The 20,596-nt window shown below is 67.5% G+C and carries 14 protein-coding genes; 7 read left to right on the top strand and 7 right to left on the bottom strand.

Features of this window, described 5'->3' with window-relative positions; translation table 11 throughout:
* Nucleotides 1–9 precede the first annotated feature (9 nt).
* The 5 genes from msrA to J7F03_RS00920 all read right to left on the bottom strand — a co-directional run bounded on the left by msrA (nucleotide 10) and on the right by J7F03_RS00920 (nucleotide 6,858).
* Entirely contained in the window at nucleotides 10–675 is a 666-nt protein-coding gene (gene msrA / locus J7F03_RS00940; protein ID WP_214946680.1) for a peptide-methionine (S)-S-oxide reductase MsrA, read from the bottom strand.
* Nucleotides 676–2,684: 2,009 nt separating this feature from the next.
* Nucleotides 2,685–3,152 (bottom strand): hypothetical protein, encoded by a 468-nt coding sequence (locus J7F03_RS00935; RefSeq protein WP_214946679.1) that lies wholly within the window; start codon nucleotides 3,150–3,152, stop codon nucleotides 2,685–2,687.
* A gap of 483 nt (nucleotides 3,153–3,635) precedes the next feature.
* A complete protein-coding gene (locus J7F03_RS00930; RefSeq protein WP_214946971.1) occupies nucleotides 3,636–3,971 on the bottom strand; it encodes a hypothetical protein in 336 nt (111 codons plus the stop codon).
* 155 nt (nucleotides 3,972–4,126) lie between these two features.
* Nucleotides 4,127–5,374: a helix-turn-helix domain-containing protein gene (locus J7F03_RS00925; protein ID WP_214946970.1), complete on the bottom strand. Its 1,248-nt coding sequence runs from the start codon at nucleotides 5,372–5,374 to the stop codon at nucleotides 4,127–4,129.
* Between the two features lie 599 nt (nucleotides 5,375–5,973).
* Nucleotides 5,974–6,858 carry a GntR family transcriptional regulator gene (locus tag J7F03_RS00920; protein ID WP_214946678.1) on the bottom strand — a complete coding sequence of 295 codons (885 nt, stop codon included), beginning with the start codon at nucleotides 6,856–6,858 and terminating at the stop codon, nucleotides 5,974–5,976.
* 163 nt (nucleotides 6,859–7,021) lie between these two features.
* On the opposite strand from J7F03_RS00920, the gene J7F03_RS00915 reads away from it, so the two are divergent.
* From J7F03_RS00915 to J7F03_RS00885, 7 genes are all read left to right on the top strand, one after another.
* Nucleotides 7,022–7,375, top strand: coding sequence for a hypothetical protein (locus tag J7F03_RS00915; protein WP_214946677.1), 354 nt, complete (start codon nucleotides 7,022–7,024; stop codon nucleotides 7,373–7,375).
* The gene (locus J7F03_RS00910) at nucleotides 7,372–7,560 is read left to right on the top strand and encodes a hypothetical protein (RefSeq protein WP_214946676.1); all 189 of its coding nucleotides are present in this window, start codon (nucleotides 7,372–7,374) and stop codon (nucleotides 7,558–7,560) included. Before J7F03_RS00915 ends, J7F03_RS00910 begins: the two co-directional genes overlap by 4 nt.
* Nucleotide 7,561: 1 nt before the next feature.
* Nucleotides 7,562–8,974 (top strand): cell division protein FtsK, encoded by a 1,413-nt coding sequence (locus J7F03_RS00905; RefSeq protein ID WP_214946675.1) that lies wholly within the window; start codon nucleotides 7,562–7,564, stop codon nucleotides 8,972–8,974.
* A 37-nt stretch (nucleotides 8,975–9,011) separates the two neighbouring features.
* Nucleotides 9,012–9,797 (top strand): DUF2637 domain-containing protein, encoded by a 786-nt coding sequence (locus tag J7F03_RS00900; RefSeq protein ID WP_214946674.1) that lies wholly within the window; start codon nucleotides 9,012–9,014, stop codon nucleotides 9,795–9,797.
* 149 nt (nucleotides 9,798–9,946) lie between these two features.
* A complete protein-coding gene (locus J7F03_RS00895; protein ID WP_214946673.1) occupies nucleotides 9,947–11,392 on the top strand; it encodes a zinc finger-like domain-containing protein in 1,446 nt (481 codons plus the stop codon).
* Nucleotides 11,392–11,616, top strand: a complete 225-nt coding sequence (locus J7F03_RS00890) for a helix-turn-helix domain-containing protein (protein ID WP_214946672.1) — start codon at nucleotides 11,392–11,394, stop codon at nucleotides 11,614–11,616. The genes J7F03_RS00895 and J7F03_RS00890 overlap by 1 nt, the downstream gene beginning before the upstream one ends.
* Nucleotides 11,616–12,911: a site-specific integrase gene (locus tag J7F03_RS00885; RefSeq protein ID WP_214946671.1), complete on the top strand. Its 1,296-nt coding sequence runs from the start codon at nucleotides 11,616–11,618 to the stop codon at nucleotides 12,909–12,911. The genes J7F03_RS00890 and J7F03_RS00885 overlap by 1 nt, the downstream gene beginning before the upstream one ends.
* A 141-nt stretch (nucleotides 12,912–13,052) precedes the next feature.
* Here J7F03_RS00885 and J7F03_RS00880 read toward each other — a convergent pair whose 3' ends face one another.
* Nucleotides 13,053–13,532: a hypothetical protein gene (locus J7F03_RS00880; protein ID WP_214946670.1), complete on the bottom strand. Its 480-nt coding sequence runs from the start codon at nucleotides 13,530–13,532 to the stop codon at nucleotides 13,053–13,055.
* Nucleotides 13,520–20,341 (bottom strand): polymorphic toxin-type HINT domain-containing protein, encoded by a 6,822-nt coding sequence (locus J7F03_RS42220; protein WP_214946669.1) that lies wholly within the window; start codon nucleotides 20,339–20,341, stop codon nucleotides 13,520–13,522. Before J7F03_RS42220 ends, J7F03_RS00880 begins: the two co-directional genes overlap by 13 nt.
* Nucleotides 20,342–20,596: the final 255 nt, after the last annotated feature.

The following is a 20,596-nucleotide window of genomic DNA, read 5'->3' as shown; positions in this document are numbered from 1 at the left end:
CGTCGCGGCTCAGCCGTCGGCGCGGGCCACGCCGATCGGGCAGGAGACGCCCGTGCCGCCGATGCCGCAGTAGCCGCCGGGGTTCTTGTCGAGGTACTGCTGGTGGTGTGCCTCCGCGGGCCAGAAGGGGCGCTCCGACGCCGGGAGGACGGCCGTGGTGATCTCGCCGTAGCCGGAGGAGGCCAGGACCCACTGGTAGGCCTCGCGGGAGGCTTCGGCGGTGGCCTGGTCGGCGGGGGAGTGGGTGTAGACCGCCGAGCGGTACTGGGTGCCGACGTCGTTGCCCTGGCGGAAGCCCTGGGTGGGGTCGTGGGACTCCCAGAACAGCTTCAGCAGGGCCTCGTAGGAGACCAGGGAGGGGTCGAAGACCACCCGGACGACCTCGGTGTGGCCGGTGCCCCCCGAGCAGACCTCCTCGTAGGTCGGGTTCTCGGTGAAGCCCCCCTGGTAGCCGGCGAGGGTGGTCCAGACCCCCGGGGTCTGCCAGAACTTGCGCTCGGCGCCCCAGAAGCAGCCGAGGCCGAAGTCCGCGACCTGCAGGTGGGCGGGGTACGGGCCCGCGAGGGGGTTGCCCAGCACGGTGTGGACGGCGGGCAGGGCGAAGAGCGGCTCCGCGCGGCCGGTCAGGGCTTCCTCGCGGGTGGGGAGCTCGGGCGTGCGGCGGTACGAGAACATGGATTCCCTCCTTGTGGTCTACCGATAACGGCGAACGGCGGGCCGGGATTCCCCCGCCCGCCGCTCGGGTGTCCGCTACCAGTACCGCCCTCGTACGGCCCGGTCCACGGCCGGCGCTCCAGCGCCTCCGCACGCTGCCGCTGCGGACACGTCCACACCGAGGACGACCCGGCCTCGGACGCCCACGCACTCGGACGCCCACGCACCAGCCCCTGTGGGCCCGCCTCATGTTTCGTCCGCGCCGCAGCAGCAGGCACCCCCCAGCGCCTGCTCCCCAGGTACGCCCGGGTCTCGTATGCCAAGGTCGCCGAGTACCAGCGAGCGGGCTGATCCCCATCCACGCCGTGCTCCGCCTCGACGGCCCCAAGGGCAACTGCAGCCCACCGCCCGTTTGGGCCACGCCCGAGACGCCGGCCGACGCGGCGAAGGGGGAGGTGCGGCGGTCGAGGTCCGGTCCGTCGACGTATGTGAGGGTGGCTGCGGTAAGGACGGCGTCGGCAACCAGATCGACTCGGTTCCACCGCGGCCATGCTCTGGGTGGCGATCCGCCCGTCCAGCCGCCCCTGCCGCACCAGCGGCCAGCACATACCGTCGACCGCCGTGCCTGCCGCGAGCATGTCCCCGGCCTGCCTGGCATCCGTGATCGCACCGGCCAGGGCGGGGTAGGCGATGTCGTACTGCCGAACCTGGGTGAGGAGGTACCGGCCAGACGCAGCGCCTCGGCGTAGGCCAGTAGCGCCTGCCGGAGCCCGTCTCCGCTGTCGTCATAGGCAACAGCCCTCATGGCTTCTCGCGCCAGATCTGGTAGTTCGGCCGGGACGCTCTTGTAGCTGTCGGAGAAGTGCAGGACCCGCACGCGTCTCCCACTGCCCGGCTAAAGGCGCGCAGGTTCGGTTCCAACGCTGCCACGGTTTCGAGGGCGTCGGACGACATCCATGCGCCGGTGGTCACGCCAGCGCGCGGACCAGGGGCGTGAAGGTTCTCCATTCGGATCGTCCCGCCCTGCTCGACTTTGTGCACCGTGCCCGACGAGACGCCTGTGTACGTGGGCGAGTTCCTCTTGGCTCATCCCGGCGTCCGCCGGTACTTGCGGGCGTCGTCAGCCAGTTCCGTAGCCGTCCGCTCACCACCTCCAGCGCCACGGTACGCCGGAAGGGCCTATCAACTGGGCTTATCCGGCAGATACCCGCCGGCCGGCAACCACCGCTGCGTACGGGGTTTGGCCCCGCGGTCGGCCTCCCGTAGGAGACGGCCTGCGTAGGACCCCGCCCACCCACCACCACGACGGAGCCGCACCCGCAAATGGCCTCCCCCCTCGGAGAGAGGGCCGCGGCCTGGGGCAGAGCCCCAGAACAATCCCCGCTACTGGCTGTTGCGCGCCCGGACCAGCGGGGCAGCCGACAAGCGGGGCGGAGACAGGAGCGGGCGGCGGCCCCGCAGGGCCGGAGCGCGCGCGGGCCGCGTCAGCGGGCCGCCTTGATCAAGTAGAGAAGCTCTGAACATCTCACCCAACGTTGACGACTGAGCCCGTAAGCATTCTGGGATCCGCTGTCGAGTCAGCGGCGTTTCTTCGCCTGGGAGAGCTTGGTCTCCAGCTCCTTGCGAGCGGCTGCCGGGTCATCTGGAGAGGGGGTCCAACCTGGCCACGGTGGGCTAGCTCCCTGGTGATCTTCCGGCCCTTGTTGACTGCTTCCTGGTACGCCTCGCCAGCTCGGTCGAGCTCGTCGTGGTGCTCACTTCGGCTCGGGACGCCGGCGACCTCATCGGCCGCACTCTCCACAACCCCACCGAAGCCGCCACCGGTTCAGACGCCAGCACCGGCCCACCGCTTGGCGCTACGGCCGTCCGCTGACGTTGCCGTCAACCACTGCCGTCAAACACCCCAGCGGCCCCACCGGGAAAAGATCCGGTGGGGCCGCTGGGGCACTGTGAGGATGCGACGGTTGACAATGCTTCATTCCCTGCAGAGCGGAGATCCAGAGCGCACCCTCAACTTCGCCTGCCGCCCCCTATTCGGGATCAGCGATGGGGTCATCTTCGGGGGAGATGTTGACTCCGAAGCATCCGACTACTTTAAGCGGGTGCGGGTCGAGGTAGAGCCGAAAATAGTATCCAGCTCGTTTGCGATCGTCCACATAGGCCACAAGAAGACCCCTCTCGCCAATTTCAGCAAGGCCCGTAAGGCATTCCGCGGCGCCGACAGTCGGCTTGCCGCGCCGCTGCAAGGTCCTCAGCCTCGAGCGGCAGATGCCCAGGAGCCTCGCCGCTGGAACCGGATCGAGCCAGACGTCGAAATGTGCTCCTGAAAGTAGTGCATTCTTGGCCCGACTGCTGGCCTCAGAGTCGAACTTGAATGCGGCTAGCAGGTCGCTTGCGGATACCTCGTCCATCTCACCCACCCGCAACTCTTGTCCAGGTTTCCCCAAAGTCAAAGCTGATTTCTGGGGCATGGATTTCCCCGACAAGGAGGTGCTCATCTTCGAAGAATGACTTATCCCATTGGCTGTCATGGATTTGAATGTTCCTCGACGGGCCCACGAGTGGATCTATGTCTGCCACCCTGATGCGCATTATGACACCTTCATCAACCCATTTTCCGTTCAGCTCATGGGCGCGGTCTTCGGCAACTTCGAGAGCGTCCGACCAAGACGTGAAGATGGTGTCCGTGTTGTCTCCTCCCACGTGATCAGATATGTCTGAGCGGGTTCCGAGGGGCACTGCGCGGCCTTGAGTGGCAGCATCATAACTATGGTGGCCCTTACCGAGACCGCGATACAGATACCCGTCTGTATTCAAGTCACAATTGTGGACCAAGATCGGGGCGTTGCCAGCGAGCACATAGTACGTGTGCTGGCTGCCCCTCCCTCAGCTGCTTCTATGCAGGTGGGGAGGGGTTTGGGCGTCCGTCGGAGTCCGTTTTTGTGTGCTGGAATCCGTGGTTGTTGCCGTCGCTACTGCCGTCAGAGGCCAGGAGGCTCTGACGGGTCGGGGATGCGGTCGCCGCGTGATTCGGCGACCCGGAGCGCGTCCGTGAGGGCTTCGGTCAGCCGGCAGGCGAGCCACCGGTATTCGACGGCCGACAGTTCCTTGGCTCCGGGGGCCACGACCTGGCGGGCGTACCCGAGGAGTTCCTCGCCCATGTCGAGTTGTACTTCTTCGATGCTGTCGGCGAGGGAGGAGAGGTAGCCCCTGCCGTTGGTGCTGAGGTAGCAGGGGTTCCCGTCCTGAGTCGTCCACGGCAGTAAGCGCGGGCCGGTCACTCCTGCTGCCGCGTCGTGCAGCTCTCTGCGGCGCATGCGGTCCGCGTCGGTCCTGGATGTGCTCACCGTGCACCCCCACCTGGGTCGCCGAATGGAATACGGCGACCGTAGGGGGCGACGGTCCGTCACTCCAACTATGAGGCATGCCAGTTGGTGACGAAGGGTGTCGGAAGTATCGCGCTGCGTGGCACCTATCCGACGACAGCCAGGTAGGAGGCCATGTCGCGCATCTCGGCGGTGAGGGTGCGCTTGCGCTTCTTCAGGATCTCCTGCATGGTCTCGGCGGCCATCCGCTGATGCCTCAGCCACTCCGGGGATGCCCGGCGGACTCCGGTCAGCTCATCCATCGCCGCAGACAGGTCGTTGGTCCGGGCGTGGGCGCGGGCCACGTCCAGGCGGTGGCGGTTCCAGTTTTCGCCGCTCGGCCGCCCGGTGCTCTTCCACGCCTTGGGTGACATGGCGTCCTCGCCGGATTTGCGAACGACTGCGCGAGCGTCTCCCACGATCATGTCGTCTTCCACGCCCTTCATGCCGACGGTGAGCGGCCCGAAGGTCGTCCAGTGCCGGAAGAACGAGCCGGTGTACTCCCGTCCCACGGCGGATGCGGCCGTGCTCGCGACGCGGTGGTAGTGGCGGGCTTCCTGGGGCCGGTTGTTGCGGCCTGCGGCAGCCGCGGCGCGCAGCGCCAGCCATCCCCATGCCGCGCATTCGTCCGGCGTCGCTCGGGACAGTCTCGGTTCGATGAGGTCGGCGGTCTGGGAGGCGAGCTGTTCGGCTTCGTCCAGCCGGCCCTGGCGCAGGAGTAGCCAGCACATTCCGATCACGCCGGATGCCCCGGTGAGTGTGTCGCCAGCCTGGCGTGCGTCGGTGATCGCGCCGGCCAGGGCGGTGTAGGCGAGGTCGTACTGCCGTACCTGCGTCAGGTACCGCCCGGCCAGCTGCAATGCCTCGGCACGGGCCAGGAGCGCCTGACTGTGCTCCTCGCCGCTGTCGAAGTGCGCGACCGCGCTGTTCGCGTCCCGCAAGAGCGCTGGCAGTTGGGATGCGACGCTCTTGTAGCTGTCGGAGTGGTAGAGCACCGCACCGTCATGGACCGTTCGGCGGAAGCGGCGCAGGTTCGGCTCCTCGTCTACGCTCTCGCCGTCCGAGTCGGTGAGTCCCACTGGTGGGGTGAGGGCCGCGCGGAGTTGGATCAGGTTGACGCGGTTCGGGTCCTCCGAACGACCCACGGGCTCCGGAGCATCCGGCGCCAGAAGCGTTGCCGTTGTCACGCTCAGCGCGCGGGCGAGGGCGTGAAGGGTTTCCATGCGGACCGTGCCACCCTGCTCGACCTTGCGCACCGTCCCCGGCGAGACGCCTGCGGCGTGGGCCAGTTCTTCCTGGCTCATCCCGGCCCGACGCCGGTACTTACGGACGTTGTCCGCCAGTTCCGTAGTCATGCTGACCACCTCCAGCGCCACGGTACGCCGGTCCGACGAGTCAACCGAGGGCTATCCGGCAGATACCCGCCCGAAGCGGTGACTGACCATCGCGCTCCGTGCTGGTCAGGTGGCCGGACGGTGCAGGGCCGGCGCCCCGGCAGGATCGGGGCCTGAGCGGGAGGGGTCCCTCGTCGGTCGGGCAGCTTCGCCGTACCAGGGTTCTCCGGGGGCCGCCAAGGCTCACCTCGTGACGCTTGCGCTCGGCCTTGGCGGCCCCCGGGGGTTCCTGGTACGCCTCCGGTGACCGGGCGACGAGGGCCCCCTCTCGCGACCCGACCACCCATCACCACGACGGAGCCGCACCCTCATTCGGCCTCCTCCCCCTCGGAGAGAGGGCCGGGGCCTGGGGCAGAGCCCCAGAACAGTGCCTGCTGGTGGTCTTGCGCGCCCGGACCAGCGGGGCAGCCGGCAAGCGGGGCGGAGACAGGAGCGGGCGGCGGCCCCGAGGGGCCGAAGCGCGCGCGGCCCGCGTCAGCGGGCCGCCTTGATCAAGTAAAGAAACTCTGAACAGCTCGCCTCGTACTGTGTGTCCTGCTGCTCCGTCGCGTGCGGCGCGTTCAGCGTCGGCGTCTGCCTTCGTTCAGCCGGTCGTGCAGGCGCTGGATGCTGGCGGCCTGCTCTTCGGGCGTGTAGTTGCCGCTGACGCGCTTGCGTTGGTCCATGACGGCGCGCATGGCGTCGCGGTGGGCGGTGGCGGCTTCGAACTCGGTGCTGGCCTTGGCGAACCGTTCCTCGGCGGCGGCGAGTTCGGCGGCTACCTCGTCGTCAGTCTTGCCGCTGAGCCGTACCGCTTCCTCGTCGGCCCGATGCTGGGCCGCCATCTCCTCCAGCGTCTCGTTGTAGCGCTTGAGGAACTGATCGCGCGGGCTGAGCTGGCGGACGAAGACGCCCCTGCCTTGTACGGAGTAGATCAGCCCCTCCTCCTTGAGGACCCGCAGGGCGTTCTGCGCCGTGGAGTTGGCGATGCCGTATTGGGATTGCAGGTCGCGGGCAGATGGGAGTTTGGCTCCCGGCGCGAGCCGGCCGTCCTGGATCTGCTTGCGGAGTGCGTCCGCGGTCTGCACGTACGGGGGGCGGGGGTCGTCGGCGGGCGCGGTTTGCCAACCACGCTGGAGATCGCCGAGACCGGTGTACGCGGGATCGGATTCGCCGGAATCGGGCTCGTCGCCCTCCGCTGTGGCCTCCGACTCCCCTTCGGACGGCGCCTCCTGCGCGCGCACGTAGCTGCCTCGGCCGAGGACGGAGTAGATCAGCCCCTCGCCCTTGAGGAGCCGCAAAGCGTTTTGGACCGTGGAGCTGGCGAGTCCGAAGCGCCGTTGCAGATCGCGCGCGGCAGGGAGCCGCTCGCCTGGGCGCAGCTCGCCGTCGTGGATGGCGGCGCGCAGGACGTCGGCGGCCTGGACGTACGGCGGCCGGGGGTCCTCTCCCAGTGGCAGCTTCATGGCATGAGGGTAGCGGCGTCAGCACTCAGGGCACACCCGGGCGTCCTCGGCGTTTCAGCCCACGTGTGTAGCGATACGAATCGAGTGTTGCGGGTGTAGCGGGCGTAGCGCTATGGTCATGGCGGGTCGATCAAGCGACTCCATCGAACGAGGATGTGATGGCATGGCCATGACTCGAATCCGTGTTGCCCTGCTGCCGTCGGCGGTATGCATCGCGGGCACCGAGCCGGTACTGAAGATCAAGGACCAGCAGACCGGGGAGGTCGCCACCGACCGGGAGACCGGAGCGCCGCTGTACACGGTGACCGTGATGCTCATGGAGGACCGCCGGGCCGAGGTCCTGAAGATCACGGTCCCGGAGACGGGCCTGGCGGCCGGGCTCAAGCCGGGTGCGATGGTGCGGCCGGTGGAGTTGTTCGCCACCCCGTGGGCGCGGATCTTCAACGGTCAGCTCTCCGACGGCGTCGCCTACCGGGCCGCCCGCCTGGAGCTGGTGATGGTGGAGGCGGCCCAGTGATCCACTTCGAAAACTCCGCGCGGCAGCGGGAGTTGTACCCGCTCCGGCCTCTGCCGGGGACCGAGGGCAAGGCCACGTTCGCCGCCTCGGCGGCGGTGCTCGATCTGCTCGGCCTGAGCCCGGAGCACGCGGCCTGCCTCGACCTGGGCCACATGCTCCGCCTGATACGCGAAGAGGGGGCGTGACGTGGAAGCCGTGACGGGATACGCGCCGGACGCACTGCTGGTCGCCGCCGTGCTAGTCAGCGCGTGGCTGCTGATGACCGTGGTGCGCTACGTGCGGGCCGACGGGGGCACGCGGGTCAGCATGCGGCAGGCCGTGCGGGTGCGTTGGGGTTGGGTACGGCTCGCGCGGATGGCGGGGCTGACGGTCACCGACAAGACCCCGGGGCTGCTCGCGCAGATCACCGCCCAGAAGGACGGCCCCACCCCCGCACCTCGGGTGCTGACTCCGAGGATCAAGGTCAAGGCTGACCAGTTCGGGGTGATCGTACGAGCGCGGACGCTCCCGCAGGTCGGGCTGGAGGAGTACCAGAAGTCGGCGCGGTTCCTGGCGGATGCCTGGCGGTGCACACGGGTCTCCGTGCTGCCGGACGGCCCCGGCAAGGTGGTGATCCGGGGCGTCCGCTCCGACCCGCTGACCACGCCGACCACCCACCGGCCCACCGGTCGCCCGCCTGCGGATCTGACGCGTTGGGAGCTGGGTGTGGACGAGTACGCCGCCCGGGTGTGCGTGTCCCTGGCCAACGTGCCCGGGGTGACCGTGGCCGGCACTCCAGGTGCGGGCAAGACCTCGGGGGTCAACAAGTTCGTCTGCGACTTCGCACCCTCTCCGGCCGTGCAGATCGCGACTGCGGACGGGAAGGTGTCACGTGCTTCGGAGGGCGACTACGCCGACCTGGTCAAGCGGATGTTCGCGTTCTGTGGGGACGACCTGGACGAAGTGAACGCGCTGTTCAAGCGCCTGGTAAAGCTGCGCAAGCGGCGCTCGGCGACCATCCGTGACGTGCTGGGCGTGAAGAACATGTGGCACGTCGGCCCCTCTCCCGAGTGGCCGCTCACGGTCCTGATCATCGATGAGGCGCACACGTACTTCCGCGAATACAAGGGCAGCGACGCCACCACCAAACGGCTGGCCGCGCTGACGGCGGAGAACGCCCGGCTGGTGGAGGACCTGGTCAAGAAGGGCCGCAGCGTCGGCATCCTGGTGATCCTGATCAGCCAGAAGACCACCGGTGACGCCATCCCCACCTTCATCCGCGACGTATGCCCCATCGGACTATCCTTCGCGCAGAAGACCGTGGAAGCCGCAGTGGCCGCGCTGGGCGACGACATCCGCAACTGGCCCGACGCCAGCCCGGTCGCCTTGCAGGACCCCGCCTACGTCGGCGTCGCCGTCATGGCGATGCAGGGCCGCCCCGGCTACACCCGCATCCGCACCCCGTACGTCTCCGACGCCGACGCGGCCCGCGTTGCGGAAGCCACCTCCCACCTGACCGCCGACCCCGCCCTGTGCCTGGACGCCCTCCTCGACGCCACCGGCCGGACCGCCTCCGGCGACGACGATCCGGACGGCCCCGTCTCACCGTCCAAGCCCTGAGCGCCCCCGATCCCCGCGCCTGAGAGGAGGCCCGCACATGGCGGAGGAACGGTTCACCCGCCACACCGTGACCGCGGTCATGGCCATCATCGCGGCCCTGGCCTTCGTTTTCTCCTTCGGCAACGTATGGGCCCTCGCTCTGCGGCTCGGCGTGCCCCGCCCGATCGCGCCTCTGATCGCCCCCATGGTGGACCTGTCCGTCGTCGGACTCCTGGTCGTACTGCGGTTCCTGGCCCTGCGCGGCATCCCCGCGCAGGAGTTGAAGGCCGGCACCCGCCTGCTACACCTGTGCGGCGTACTCACCCTCGCGCTGAACACCGCCGAACCGCTGCTGACCGGTCACTACGGGCGTGCCTGCCTCGACACCGTCGCCCCGCTGCTGCTCCTGGGCTGGGGCCGAGTCGGCCCGGCCTTCCTGGCCCAGTTCCACACCGCGACCCATCCCACCCCACACCAGGAGGCCACCACCACGTCCATCCGCACACCAGCCCCCGTAACTGAGCCGGAACCCGACCCGGCACCCGCTCCGGCCCCCGCCGCTCCCGTCAACCCGGCCCTTGAGCCGCTCCCCGTCGCCACGGCCGTTCCGGCCCCGGCCGTCGTGCCCTCGTCGATCGAGGCACCCACACCGGCCCCGGCCTCGGCTTCAAAGACGGCCGTAACCGGCTCCCGTCCCTCCCTGTCTGCCGTACTGCTCGACGCAGCCCGGCACATCGCGGACACCCACGACGCGGAACACGGAACATCGATCACCGCCGCCCAGCTGGCAACACGCATGGGCGTCGCCCTGCCGGTAGCAACCGCCGCGCTCGCTCAGCTCTGAGCCTCTCCAGCCGCCGGCCGGATCACCCCACCTCAACCCCACGCCCACCAATGGGCCCGGTTCGTCATGCCCCGAGCAGCACCAACCGCCCCCTCGCTGGCCGGTTGCTGCTCGGGGCCACCCACCCCGACAGAAGGGAACGCCCCGACATGGTCACCCTGGACCTGCCCCACGTGGCAAGCCCCGCCGTACGGGACCTCCTCCACCTCGTCAACCAGCCCGACTTCGACCGTGCACACCAGCAGATCGAACACCTCGGCGGCTGCACCGAACCCGTCCGCCTGACCGGCCACACCACCACCGTCGACACCACGACCGGTGAGGTACTGCGCTCCTACACCACGTCCGACGAACCCACGGGCAGCCTGCTCACCGGGTGCGGCAACCGCCGTGCTTCCCGCTGCCCGGCCTGCTCCCGCATCTACGCCGCCGACACCTACCACCTCATCCGCGCCGGCCTGACCGGCGGCAAGACCGTCCCCGACACCGTCCGCACCCACCCCCGCGTCTTCGCCACCCTCACAGCCCCGTCCTTCGGCCCCGTCCACAACCGTCCCACCACTCCGGGCGGCGATGTCCAGCCCTGCCGCTGCCGCAAGTTCCACGAACCCACGGACACCCTCCTGGGAACGCCGCTGAACCCGGCGACGTACGACTACGCGGGCGCGGTCCTGTTCAACGCCCATGCCTCCGCACTGTGGGCCCGCTTCACCACCTACCTGCGCCGTGAGATCGCCGCCCGACTCGGCATGACCCAGAAAGCCGCCCGCGCCGTCCTGCGCGTCTCCTTCGCCAAGGTCGCCGAATACCAGAAGCGCGGCCTGGTCCACTTCCACGCCGTCATCCGGCTCGACGGCCCCGACGGCAATACCCAGCCCCCACCCTCGTACGCCACCGTCGCCGTGCTCGCCGACGCCATCCGGGCCGCCGCCTCACGGGCCCGGGTCACGATCGAGTCGGACGCGGTCGGGGAACGCGAACTCGTCTGGGGCGAACAGCTCGACGTACGCGAGATCGCAGCCTTCGGCACGGACGCCGAACTGACCGACCAGGCCGTCGCCTCGTACGTGGCCAAGTACGCCACCAAGTCCGCCGACGCCTCTGGCACTCTCGACCGCGCCCTGTTCTGCCGCCCCTGCCAGGGACGCGGCGCAACCCTCCTGCCCCATGGGACCCCGCTCCCATGCACTGCCTGCGGCGGCACCGGACAGGCCCGGCCCCTGCCCCGGCTCGCGGTCGCCCGTCACGTACGGCAGATGATCCGCACGTGTTGGGAGCTGGGCAAGCTGGCGGAGTTCGCACACCTGAAGCTCTGGAAGTGGGCGCACATGCTCGGCTTCCGCGGCCACTTCTCCACCAAGTCCCGCTGCTACTCCGTCACCCTCGGCGCGCTGCGCGACGCCCGCCGCGCCTGGCGCACCGACCAGGCCCGCGCCCAAGCCGGGCTGCCTGACCTCGACCCGACCACCACCCTTATCGTCGGCCACTGGGCCTACCACGGCTCGGGCTACGGCCCCGGCGCCGGACTCCTCGCTGCCACCGTCTGGCACCGCAGGGAACTGGAACGGCAGTTCATAGCGGAAGAGGGCTACTGATGGCCTCGTACCAGCCCACCACGCCCCACCTTGCGCCCAGTACGTCTCAGGAACTGCTGACGGTGCCCCAGGTTATGGTCCGCCTCCAGCTCGGCCGCTCCGCCGTCTACGACCTGCTCCGGACCCGACAGCTCGCCTCGATCACCCTCGGACGCGCCCGCCGCATCCCCACCCATGCCCTCACCGACTTCATCCACGCCCGACTCGACGAGGAAGCCGCCTGATGACCACGCCCCGCGACCCCAGCCCCTCCCGCCGCGTCCGCGCCAACGGCGACGGGACCGTCTACCAGCGCAAAGACGGACGCTGGGAAGCCGCCGGCTACGTCCTCGCCCCGGGCAACACCCGAAAGCGCGTCCGTGTCTACGGCACCACCCGCACCGAAGCTCTGACCAAGCTCACCGAGAGCATCGCCGCCAGCAACCGCGGCGTCCCTGTGCCGTCCGCGCAGGGCAGCGTAAGCGTGTACCTGACGTACTGGCTGGAGGCGGTCGCCGTCCATCAACTCCGCGAGAACACCCACACCCGATACACCGCCTGCGTCAACCAGTACCTCGTCCCCGGCCTGGGCAAGAAGAAGCTCGCCAAGCTCACCGCCAAAGACGTCCGTACCTGGCTCAACCAGCTCCGCACCACCTGCCAGTGCTGCGCACGCGGCATCGACGCCCGCCGCGATCAGGCCCGCTGTTGCGCCGCCGGAACGTGCTGTTCCAAGCGGCTCTCACCGCTGACGCTGGCGTACATCCACTCCGTCCTCAAGTCCGCCCTGGAACACGCCGTCCGCGAGGAAGAGATCACGCGTAACGTCGCCCGCAACGTCCGCACTGGCACCCCGAGACCTCGGCGCTTCGAACCCCTCACCGTCGATGAAGCCCGACAGTTCCTCACCGCCGGCCGAAGCGACCGCCTGCACGCGCTGTATGAACTCGCCCTCCGTACCGGCCTCCGCAAGGGCGAACTTCTCGGCCTTCAGTGGGAAGACCTCGACCTCAGTGTCGGCACTGCCAGCATCCGCCGCACACTTCAGCGCACCCAGACCGGCGGCCTGACAGCCCTGCCCACCAAAACCCGCGCATCCGAACGACGCGTCGCTCTCCCCAGCGAGTGCATCCACTCGTTGAAAGAACACCGTGAAGCTCAGGAAGCAGAACGTGAGGCGGCAGCGGAAGGCTGGAAGGGCAGAAGCCTCGTCTTCGCAACGCCGACGGGAGGGCCGATAGATCCCGCGAACCTCAATCGCCACTTCCGCGCTCTCCTAGACCGGGCCAGGCTCCGCCGCATCCGCTTCCACGACCTTCGGCACTCCACCGCCACCCTGCTCCTGGAGCAAGGCGTCGAGCTCATCGTGATCAAAGAACTCCTCGGCCACGCCCACATTGGCGTCACAGCCAGCGTCTACGCCCACGTAAGGCTCCGGCTCCAGCGGGACGCCATCGACCTCCTGGGCCGCACGCTCCACAACTCCACCGGTCCAGATGCCAGTGGCGACCCACCGTCTTGCGCACTGGCCGTCCGCTGACGTTGCCGTCAGCTACTGCCGTCAAGCGCGCAGAAGCCCCGCCGGAATCGGACCCGGCGGGGCTTCTGAAATTCACCACTGGTCAGAGCTGAGGGAAATTTGCGGGATTTAATAGCTAAACAGCTGTGGCGCCTTCAGAGTTTATTTACCATCACTCTCGGAGGCGTCGGGGTGTCGACTCTTGGAGAATTCGTTAGCCAGGCGGTTTTCGAATTCTTCTTTTTGGCCCTCATCCCAATACTTGACAGAACGCCATCGCTCTTGATCGTACTCTCCATGCCACCGCCATGAAGAGACCAGAGCCCACAAGGCATTCCATGACACGTGGACCTGCAAGCGCGCCATCGGTTGGGCTTCATTGCCCCCATCCGAAAAAGATAGGGAATGCTGAAGTGTGACGACGAGGTGATGCAGGGTAGTTCTGATGGCGCGTGCCATTTGCCGCTCGTCGGTTCCACGCTCTGCCTGGGCAAGTCGCGCAGTTCGCGCCTTGAGGAACGATTCCAGACGCGTAACATCGCCAAGAGTGATGTCACGGCCGTAGCGCAGCAGTCGTCTCTGGGCCTCTGAATCTTTCAAGTTCTTCCCCAATCGACCGGGATGGACTGCTACCTCTGCCAAATTGGCTCATCGTAGTCGAAGTCGATCTCACCCCACTCGTCCTTCTTCCAGACTCGAGTCACATACTCCCACGGGATTCCGCCGTCGAAGGCTATTTCTGCCTCGTGGGCGTTCGGGTTCATGCCGCCCATTCTCGCATTGACGTCGATTCCGCCTGGCGCCCCACGAATTTCGTAGACGTAACCACTTCGACTTCCCTGGGGGAATTCGGTAGCAGTCTGATTGTGCCTAGATGTCCCAACGTAACGGCTGTGAGTGTTGTTCTCTGCGTAATCCCCGAGAGTTGTGCCCGCGTCCGGGTCGTGAGGCATGAACCCACCAGCCTCTTCGATCTCGATAGGCGACCGCGAATCGCCGCGATAAACCGTACCGCAATTGTGGACGAGGACCGGAGTTGCGCCCGCCAGCACATAGTACGTGTGGAAGTCGTCGACGGTGAGGTTGTGTGTGGTGACGGCGTAGGGGTAGTTGCGCGTCACCTCGACCGTGAGAGTGGTCCCGTCGGGCTGGCGGAGCTGTTCGCCGGCGGTGAGTTCGCCAGCGTCGACCCACTGGTGGCGGGTTTCGCTCCAGTAGGGGTGGTGGTAGGTGGAGGTGATCTTTGCAGACGAGCCGTTAGGGCCGGCCTCATCGGTGAGGGTGAGGTCGGTGAATTCCTTGTCGTCGGGGGTCGTGATGGTGTCGGTGACCCTCTGTGGGCGGGTTTCGCCCGTCTGAGGGTCGGTGGCCATCACGGTATCGCCGACGTGGACGTCCTCCATGTTCTTGGAGCTGCCATCGCCCATGCGTACCTGAGTGCCGGTGGGGAAGCTGTTCGTCAGGCAGGCTTCGCCAGCACTCGATGACTCTGCTCCGCTGGTCTCTCTGGCTGCTTTACTTTCCGTGCCGGCGGCGTCCTCAACGGATTCCTTGCCAGTTTGCTCTGATGCCGATTTGGCAGCCTTGGCCTCGGCGTCGCGGGCTTCTTTTAGCGCCTTCTTCGCGCTGCTGTAAGCCTCGGCGGCTTTTGCGGCTCCGCGTTCTGCTTCATGGATGGCGTCATAGGCTTTGTTTACTTCTTTGTAGATCTTGAAAGCCTTGATGCCGATTTTGATGGCTTTGAAGAGCTTGCCCCAGGGGACAAAGTTCAGGGCCGTATTGATGCAGGCCATGACGTCGCCCTTGGTGAAGCAGTCTCGGGCGTCGTTGTAGCCGATCAGATCGCCGACCATGTCGACGACTTCGTCAATGAGCTTGTTGCGCTTCTTCTTGGCTTCATCGACCTTGGCATTGGCGTTGTTCAGATCCGTCGCGTCCGGACCGTCGGTCGGCGGAGCGGTGGTCTTGCTAGCGGGAGCCTCTCCGGTGGGGGTGTGGGTGCAACCGGTTTCACCACGACCGCACTCCCACGCGAGGCCACTCGGGTCCGACTTGTTGATCGGATCGTTGTTGGAGTAGGCGTATGCGTTCCACTGCTGTGGGTCGCCGGCATCGATGATCGGGTCGGGGCTGATGAAGCGGCCCGTGGTGGGGTCGTATTCGCGGGCGCCGAGGAGGGTGAAGCCAGTGGACTTCTCTTTCGTGCCGCCGATGAAGCCCTTGTCTCCGGCCCAGGCGCCGGGTGCGGGCTGGGTGCCGCGTTCGTTTCCGAACGGGTCGCTCGCGCGTCGGACGTGGGCGAGGTCGGTGGCCTTGAACTGGACACCGCCCGTGCCGTGGTGGTCCGAGGCCTGGTAGGTGAGGGTGGAGGTGCCTCCGGTCGTGGTGCGGGTGATCGAGAGACCGCCGGGGGCCGCGTAGGTGCGGACGTTGGAGACCTTGCCGCTGGCGGTGTCCAGCGTGATCTGGTCGGTACCGAGGTTGAGCGTGGTGCTGGTGGGGTCGCGGCGGATGAGCTGGTTGCCGCCCGTGTCGTACAGGTAACTGGTACCGGCGCTCTCGCCGGTACCGACGATCTTGTCGAGCTTCCCCTGGCCGTTCCAGGTCAGGGTCTTTGTGCCGGGAGTGCTGGTGATGGACGCCGTGTTGCCGACGGCGTCGTAGGTGTAGGAGGTGACCTTGGTGCCGGCCGGGCCGGTCTCGGTCGAGGTCATCAGCGCATGCGGACCACCCGTGCCGCCGCCGGTCTTCGGGTCGGTGGAAGGGGTGTTGGTCTTCGGGCCGAACGTCTGGGTGACGGTGACGTCCTTGGCGGTGGCGCCCTTGACGTCCTTCCTCACGAGCTTCGTACGGTTGCCGAGGTTGTCGTATGTGTACTGCTGCCAGTACGGGGCGCTGCCGCCGACGCTGGGCTTGCCGGTGCCGTCGACGGCAGGGCCGCCGGCGTTGGTGCAACTGCCGATACCGCGGACGCTGGGCTGCGGTGCGGTGGTCTGGGTGCCGGTGTCAGTCCAGGCCTGGGTGAGGCGACCCAGGTAGTCGTGCGTGAAGCACTGCAGGTCACGGCCCGCACCGTCCTGGGTGTCACCGATCGAGGTGAGCTGACCGACCTTGTTGTAGGTGTAGTCCAGGACATCGACGCTCGCGGTCGCGGCGGTCTGCTTGTCCAGGGTGGAGCGGACCGGACGGCCGCTGCCGGCGTCGTAGTCAGTAGTGGAGACGACCTGCATGCCGGACCCGCCGACGGTGCTGCGGATCGCCCGCCCGTAGGGGTCGTAGCGCACGTCCGCGAGGTACGGGGTTCGGGTGAGTCCGATCTTCCCGGCGAATCCGGTCAAGTTGCCGGCGACATCTATGCCGATCCCCAACGTTTCCGTGCCGAGACCGGCCTTGGGGATGCCGGGAAGGACGGTCGTCTCCAGTTGCCCGTAGGCATCGTATGTGTTGGTGGTCTCGTAGGTGCCCGCCAGTTCCTTTTCGACGGCAGGGATGGTGACCTTGGTGCCGAGCGGGCGGTAGCCGCCGTCGTAGCCGGTGATCTCGGATACGTAGGCGCTGCCCGTCTTGCCGCCCACGTAGCGGGTGGTGGTGTCGGGCTTGCCCAGCATCTTGGTGTCGTAGTTGAACGCGCCGACCTGCTTGGCCGGGTCGACAGCCGTTCCCTCGTACGTCGCGACGGTCCGACCGAGGATGTCGGCCACCGAGGTAGCGCTCTTGCCGCGGGCGTCCGTCGCGGTGACGAGGTTCTTGCCGTCGTCGTAGACCGTGGTGCTGGTGCCCGAGTCGGGGTCGGTGGTCTTCACCGAGCGGCCGAGGAGGTCGTAGGAGAACGTCCACTCGTTGCCGGCGGAGTCCTTACGCGACAGCTCCTGGCCCTGGGTGTTGGACAGGTACGTGGTCTCGTCGTAGGCGCCGGTCGGCGTATTGGCCTTGTACTGACGCAGGATCGAGGTGGTGCCGTTGGTGATGGTCGCCGTGGCGAATCCGCCGGCCGGCGGGGTCTGACGGACTTCATCCGCTCCGGGGTATTCGGTCTTGGAGCGGGACTGCTCCACGCCGAACGACTGGAATATGGAGGCGGTGGTGCGGCCGAGACCATCGAAGACCCGAACGGTCTGGGACGGGATCTTGCTGTCGGGATTGACCCCACCGTTGGGAAGGAACAGCGCCGCAGACGGCGAGCCTTGGTCCGTGTAGTAGGCGGAGCTGGTCTTGACCTGCCAGCCGTGGGAGTCGAACAGCGCGTCCGTGATCATCCGGCCGGCCACACCCGAGGGAGTGGTGGCCTGGGTCTGACGGACACGGCCGAGCCCGTCATAGATGGAGTAGCTGGAGGTGTACGACTTGTCGTTCATGAGCGCCTGGCTCAGAACCGATGACGGCGCGCTGGTGCCGTTCATCGCGTACGAGAACTTACGTACGGGCAGGTCCTTCGTGGAGTCCTGACCGGGCTGCCAGATGGAGACGACGCGGCCAAGGGAGTCGTAGACGCGTTCGGCGACGTGGTTGTTCTCGTCGGTCGTCTTCAGCGGCTGCGAGCGGCCGAAGTCGAGAGTGGTGACCGACTTCCAGCCCAGCGGGTTGGTATGGGTCACCGAGGTCGGCAGCACACCCGTGGCCGGGGTGTACTCCGTCTTGGTCACGGCGCCGGCGGGGTGGGCGGCGTCCTTGCGGGTCGCGTTCGTGTTGCTGGTGACACGGCCGTAGGCGTCATACGTTGAAGTGGAGTTGAGGCGGTAGACGGCCTTGCCGACGGCGTCGTACTTCTCCAGCACCTTGGTTCCGGTACCGTCGGCGGTCGCTCCGACTTGGCCCAGGGGCAGATTGTCGAAGAGCGAGAGGGTGTCCCCGACCGTGTTCGCTGCCGTTGGGGTTTGCCCGCACGCACCGGACAGAACCAGAGTGCGCGAGGCGATCTCGGCGATCGCACCGCCCGGTCCGGTCGGATACTCGAACGTGGTACAGAGCCGCTGGTCGGTGCGCGACACGTCACTGTTGTCGTCCACCGTGATCGGGCGTGTCGCGAGGGTGTCGTCGTAGGTGGAGGAACGCTGGCTCGTACGCCAGGTTCCGTTGGCGAGCTTGGAGCGGGTGGTGACCTTGTCGGTGTTCACCGCCTGGGCGGTGATGGCAGGCATCCCGCCGGCCTGGGCGCGGGTTGCGGTGACCTTGCCGATTTTCGGTGTGGTGACCTCGTCGGAGACCACCACGCCGCCGTCGCGGTCGTAGGTCTGGCTCTGGCGGACGAAACCGGACAGGACGTTCTCGTCCTTGATGGTGCCGCCCTGCGTGTCGGGGACGGTGACGCTGCGCTTGGTCTTGCCGTCGGCGAGGAAGTCGCCGTCCATGCCGCGGAGGTAGGTCGTGACGCTCTTCGTACGCGGGGCCTCGGCGGCGTTGCCGTTGCCGGTGCGGGTGGTGACCGTCGAGTAGCCGCGGAACTGGTCCCAGGTACGGGTCTTGGGGTCGGCGAACTCCGAGTCGTTGCGGTGCCAGGCGATGCCGCCGCCGTACTCGTAGTCGGTCACCGCGGTGACCTGACCGCCGACCATGTCCTGCTGTGTGACGGACTCGACGATGACCTTGTTGAACCAGTCGTCCACAGGATCCGGGAAGGACTGGTCGGGCAGGTACCACTTGACTGGCATGCACGCCATCGTGTTGGTGTCCGCCGAGGAAGGCATGGTGCCCTTCAGGCGCGAGCACTCGGGGGCCTTGTAAGCGACGTTGATCTGGCCGCCGGTCTCGGTGGTGATCGTCTGGATGCGCGGGCGCCGGTAACTGGAGGTCGTGGCGACCGTACCGTTGGGGCGCTTGACGACGCCGTCGACTCGGTTGGGGATCTGCGTCGGCGTGAACGAGACCAGGGGTACCTTGGCCGCTGTCTTGCCGTTGGTGCCGATCCGCTCGATCGAGTCGAGCCACAGGGTCGGAGACGAACCATCACCCGGGGCCTGGAAGGAGTGTTTGAAGTTGTACGTGTCGACAGTTCGCCACGCCGTGCCTGACCACACCCCCGTGGCGATCTGGGTGAACTTCTTCGTCGTGAAGTAGGTCGGCGAGAGGTTGAGGCATTGTCCGCTTGCCGCGCACTCCTGGTCGAGCGGGGTGTCGGGCCAGGACTTGGCGTTCGCCGGGATCCGCTGAGCGGTGTCCGTGCAGGTGACGGCTCCGATCGGGTCGCAGCGCTCCGCGTTCCTGATCACGATCTGGGCGGCAGGCTTGGCGGTACCCTTCGCCGCGATCTGTTCGGGCAGGCGCTGGCCGTAGCCGATCCAGGTCGGGTAGCTGCCGCGCTGGTACTTCTCCGGTGTACCGACACCGTTGTTCTGGCCACCGCCGCGGCCGTAGTAGTTGTCCTCCTGCGCGTAGCGGTAGGAGACGAGGTTCTGGTGCGGGTCCACGACGTAGTCGAGGTTCCACTGCCAGCCCAGCTGCTGCCACGTGCCGTTCGCGGGAGTGGCAGCACCCAGGCACTTGTCCTGGCCGCTGTTGAAGTACACCGGAACAGTGGAGACGGACTGGGCCGGGGTGTCGGTGCCGTCTCCGCCCGGCAGGCGGTTGGAGCCGAAGTAGTACTGGGTTCCGTCGGTCGTGGTGACCTTGAAGCCCTCACCCTTCCAAGCCGCATTGCGCTGGTCGGTGAGGCGCTCGATCTTGGTGCCGTCCTCACCCTGGAGGTGGTAGACGCACGTGGCGTCGTCGCGGACGATCTGGCCGGCGTGGCCCGCCAGGTTCAGGGAGAGGATGTCTCCGGCCCAGCACTCGTCACCCGAGTCCGCGATGCCCGCGTCCTTGCAGCCCTTGTACGAGCGGGAGATCGATCCTGGGCTCCAGTCCCAGCCTTCGCCGAACCCGCTCGACTGCGCGTTCGTCGACGCGGTCCGGCCATCGATCGAGGACGAGTCGTAACCCAGACCCATGCTCGGGCCCGCACCGGCGATGGAAGACGGAACCTCCATCGTGTAGCCGTAGGTGAAGTTCGCCGCGTTCGAACCGGCCTGCCAAGAGGACGAAGGAAGTAGCGGAGTTGCGCTGAAGTCACCGCTCGGACCCGACGGACCGGCCTCCACGCCGAGTACGACGGGGTCTGAGGCCAGGACCTGCGGTGCGGCCTCGGGCGTGGACTTCGTCCCGGGGGCCAGGGCGCTTTTGGTCGTCGTAGCGCTCTTCGGGCCATCGACCTCGGCGATCAGCCTGCCTGATGCGTCCCGGTGCGAGGCGACGGGGGTGCGTGCAGTGCAGCCTGAGGCGCCGGGGGTGGTCAGGGCGCAGTTCGGGAGACGCACCACGCGGGCGCGGTCGGCCCAGTTCGCCCCGGTCACCTTCGTCCACGCCGACACGTCGAAACCGAGCTCGACCTTGCCGGGGGAGGCGCCGCCCGTGATTCCGGTCAGCGCGACGAGTGCGCCGTTGACCCCGGCGGCGCGGGTCTTCTCGGCATCCTTCACTTCGACCCGCAACGTTCTGCTGTCGTTGCCGGCGGAAGGTGCGGTCGCGAGTTCGGACAGCTTTGCTGAGGAGTTCGCTCCATTTGCCGGAGCGACCCAGACGGGTAGTCCGCTGGCTTGAATTCCTCTTGTGTCAGGGGAAGTTCGTGTGGCCGCAGTTGAATCGATCGAGACCGTCGCGACGCCCGACGGTGCCTTCGCCTTCGCGTCGGGGACCCACGGCTTACTGGTCGGTGCCTTAGTGCCGTCCGGCTT

The sequence above is a fragment of the Streptomyces sp. ISL-43 genome (genome assembly GCF_018614195.1).
Lineage (GTDB): Bacteria > Actinomycetota > Actinomycetes > Streptomycetales > Streptomycetaceae > Streptomyces.
Note: the sequence above shows the minus strand (reverse complement) of the source record. Positions and strands in the feature narration are given on the sequence as shown.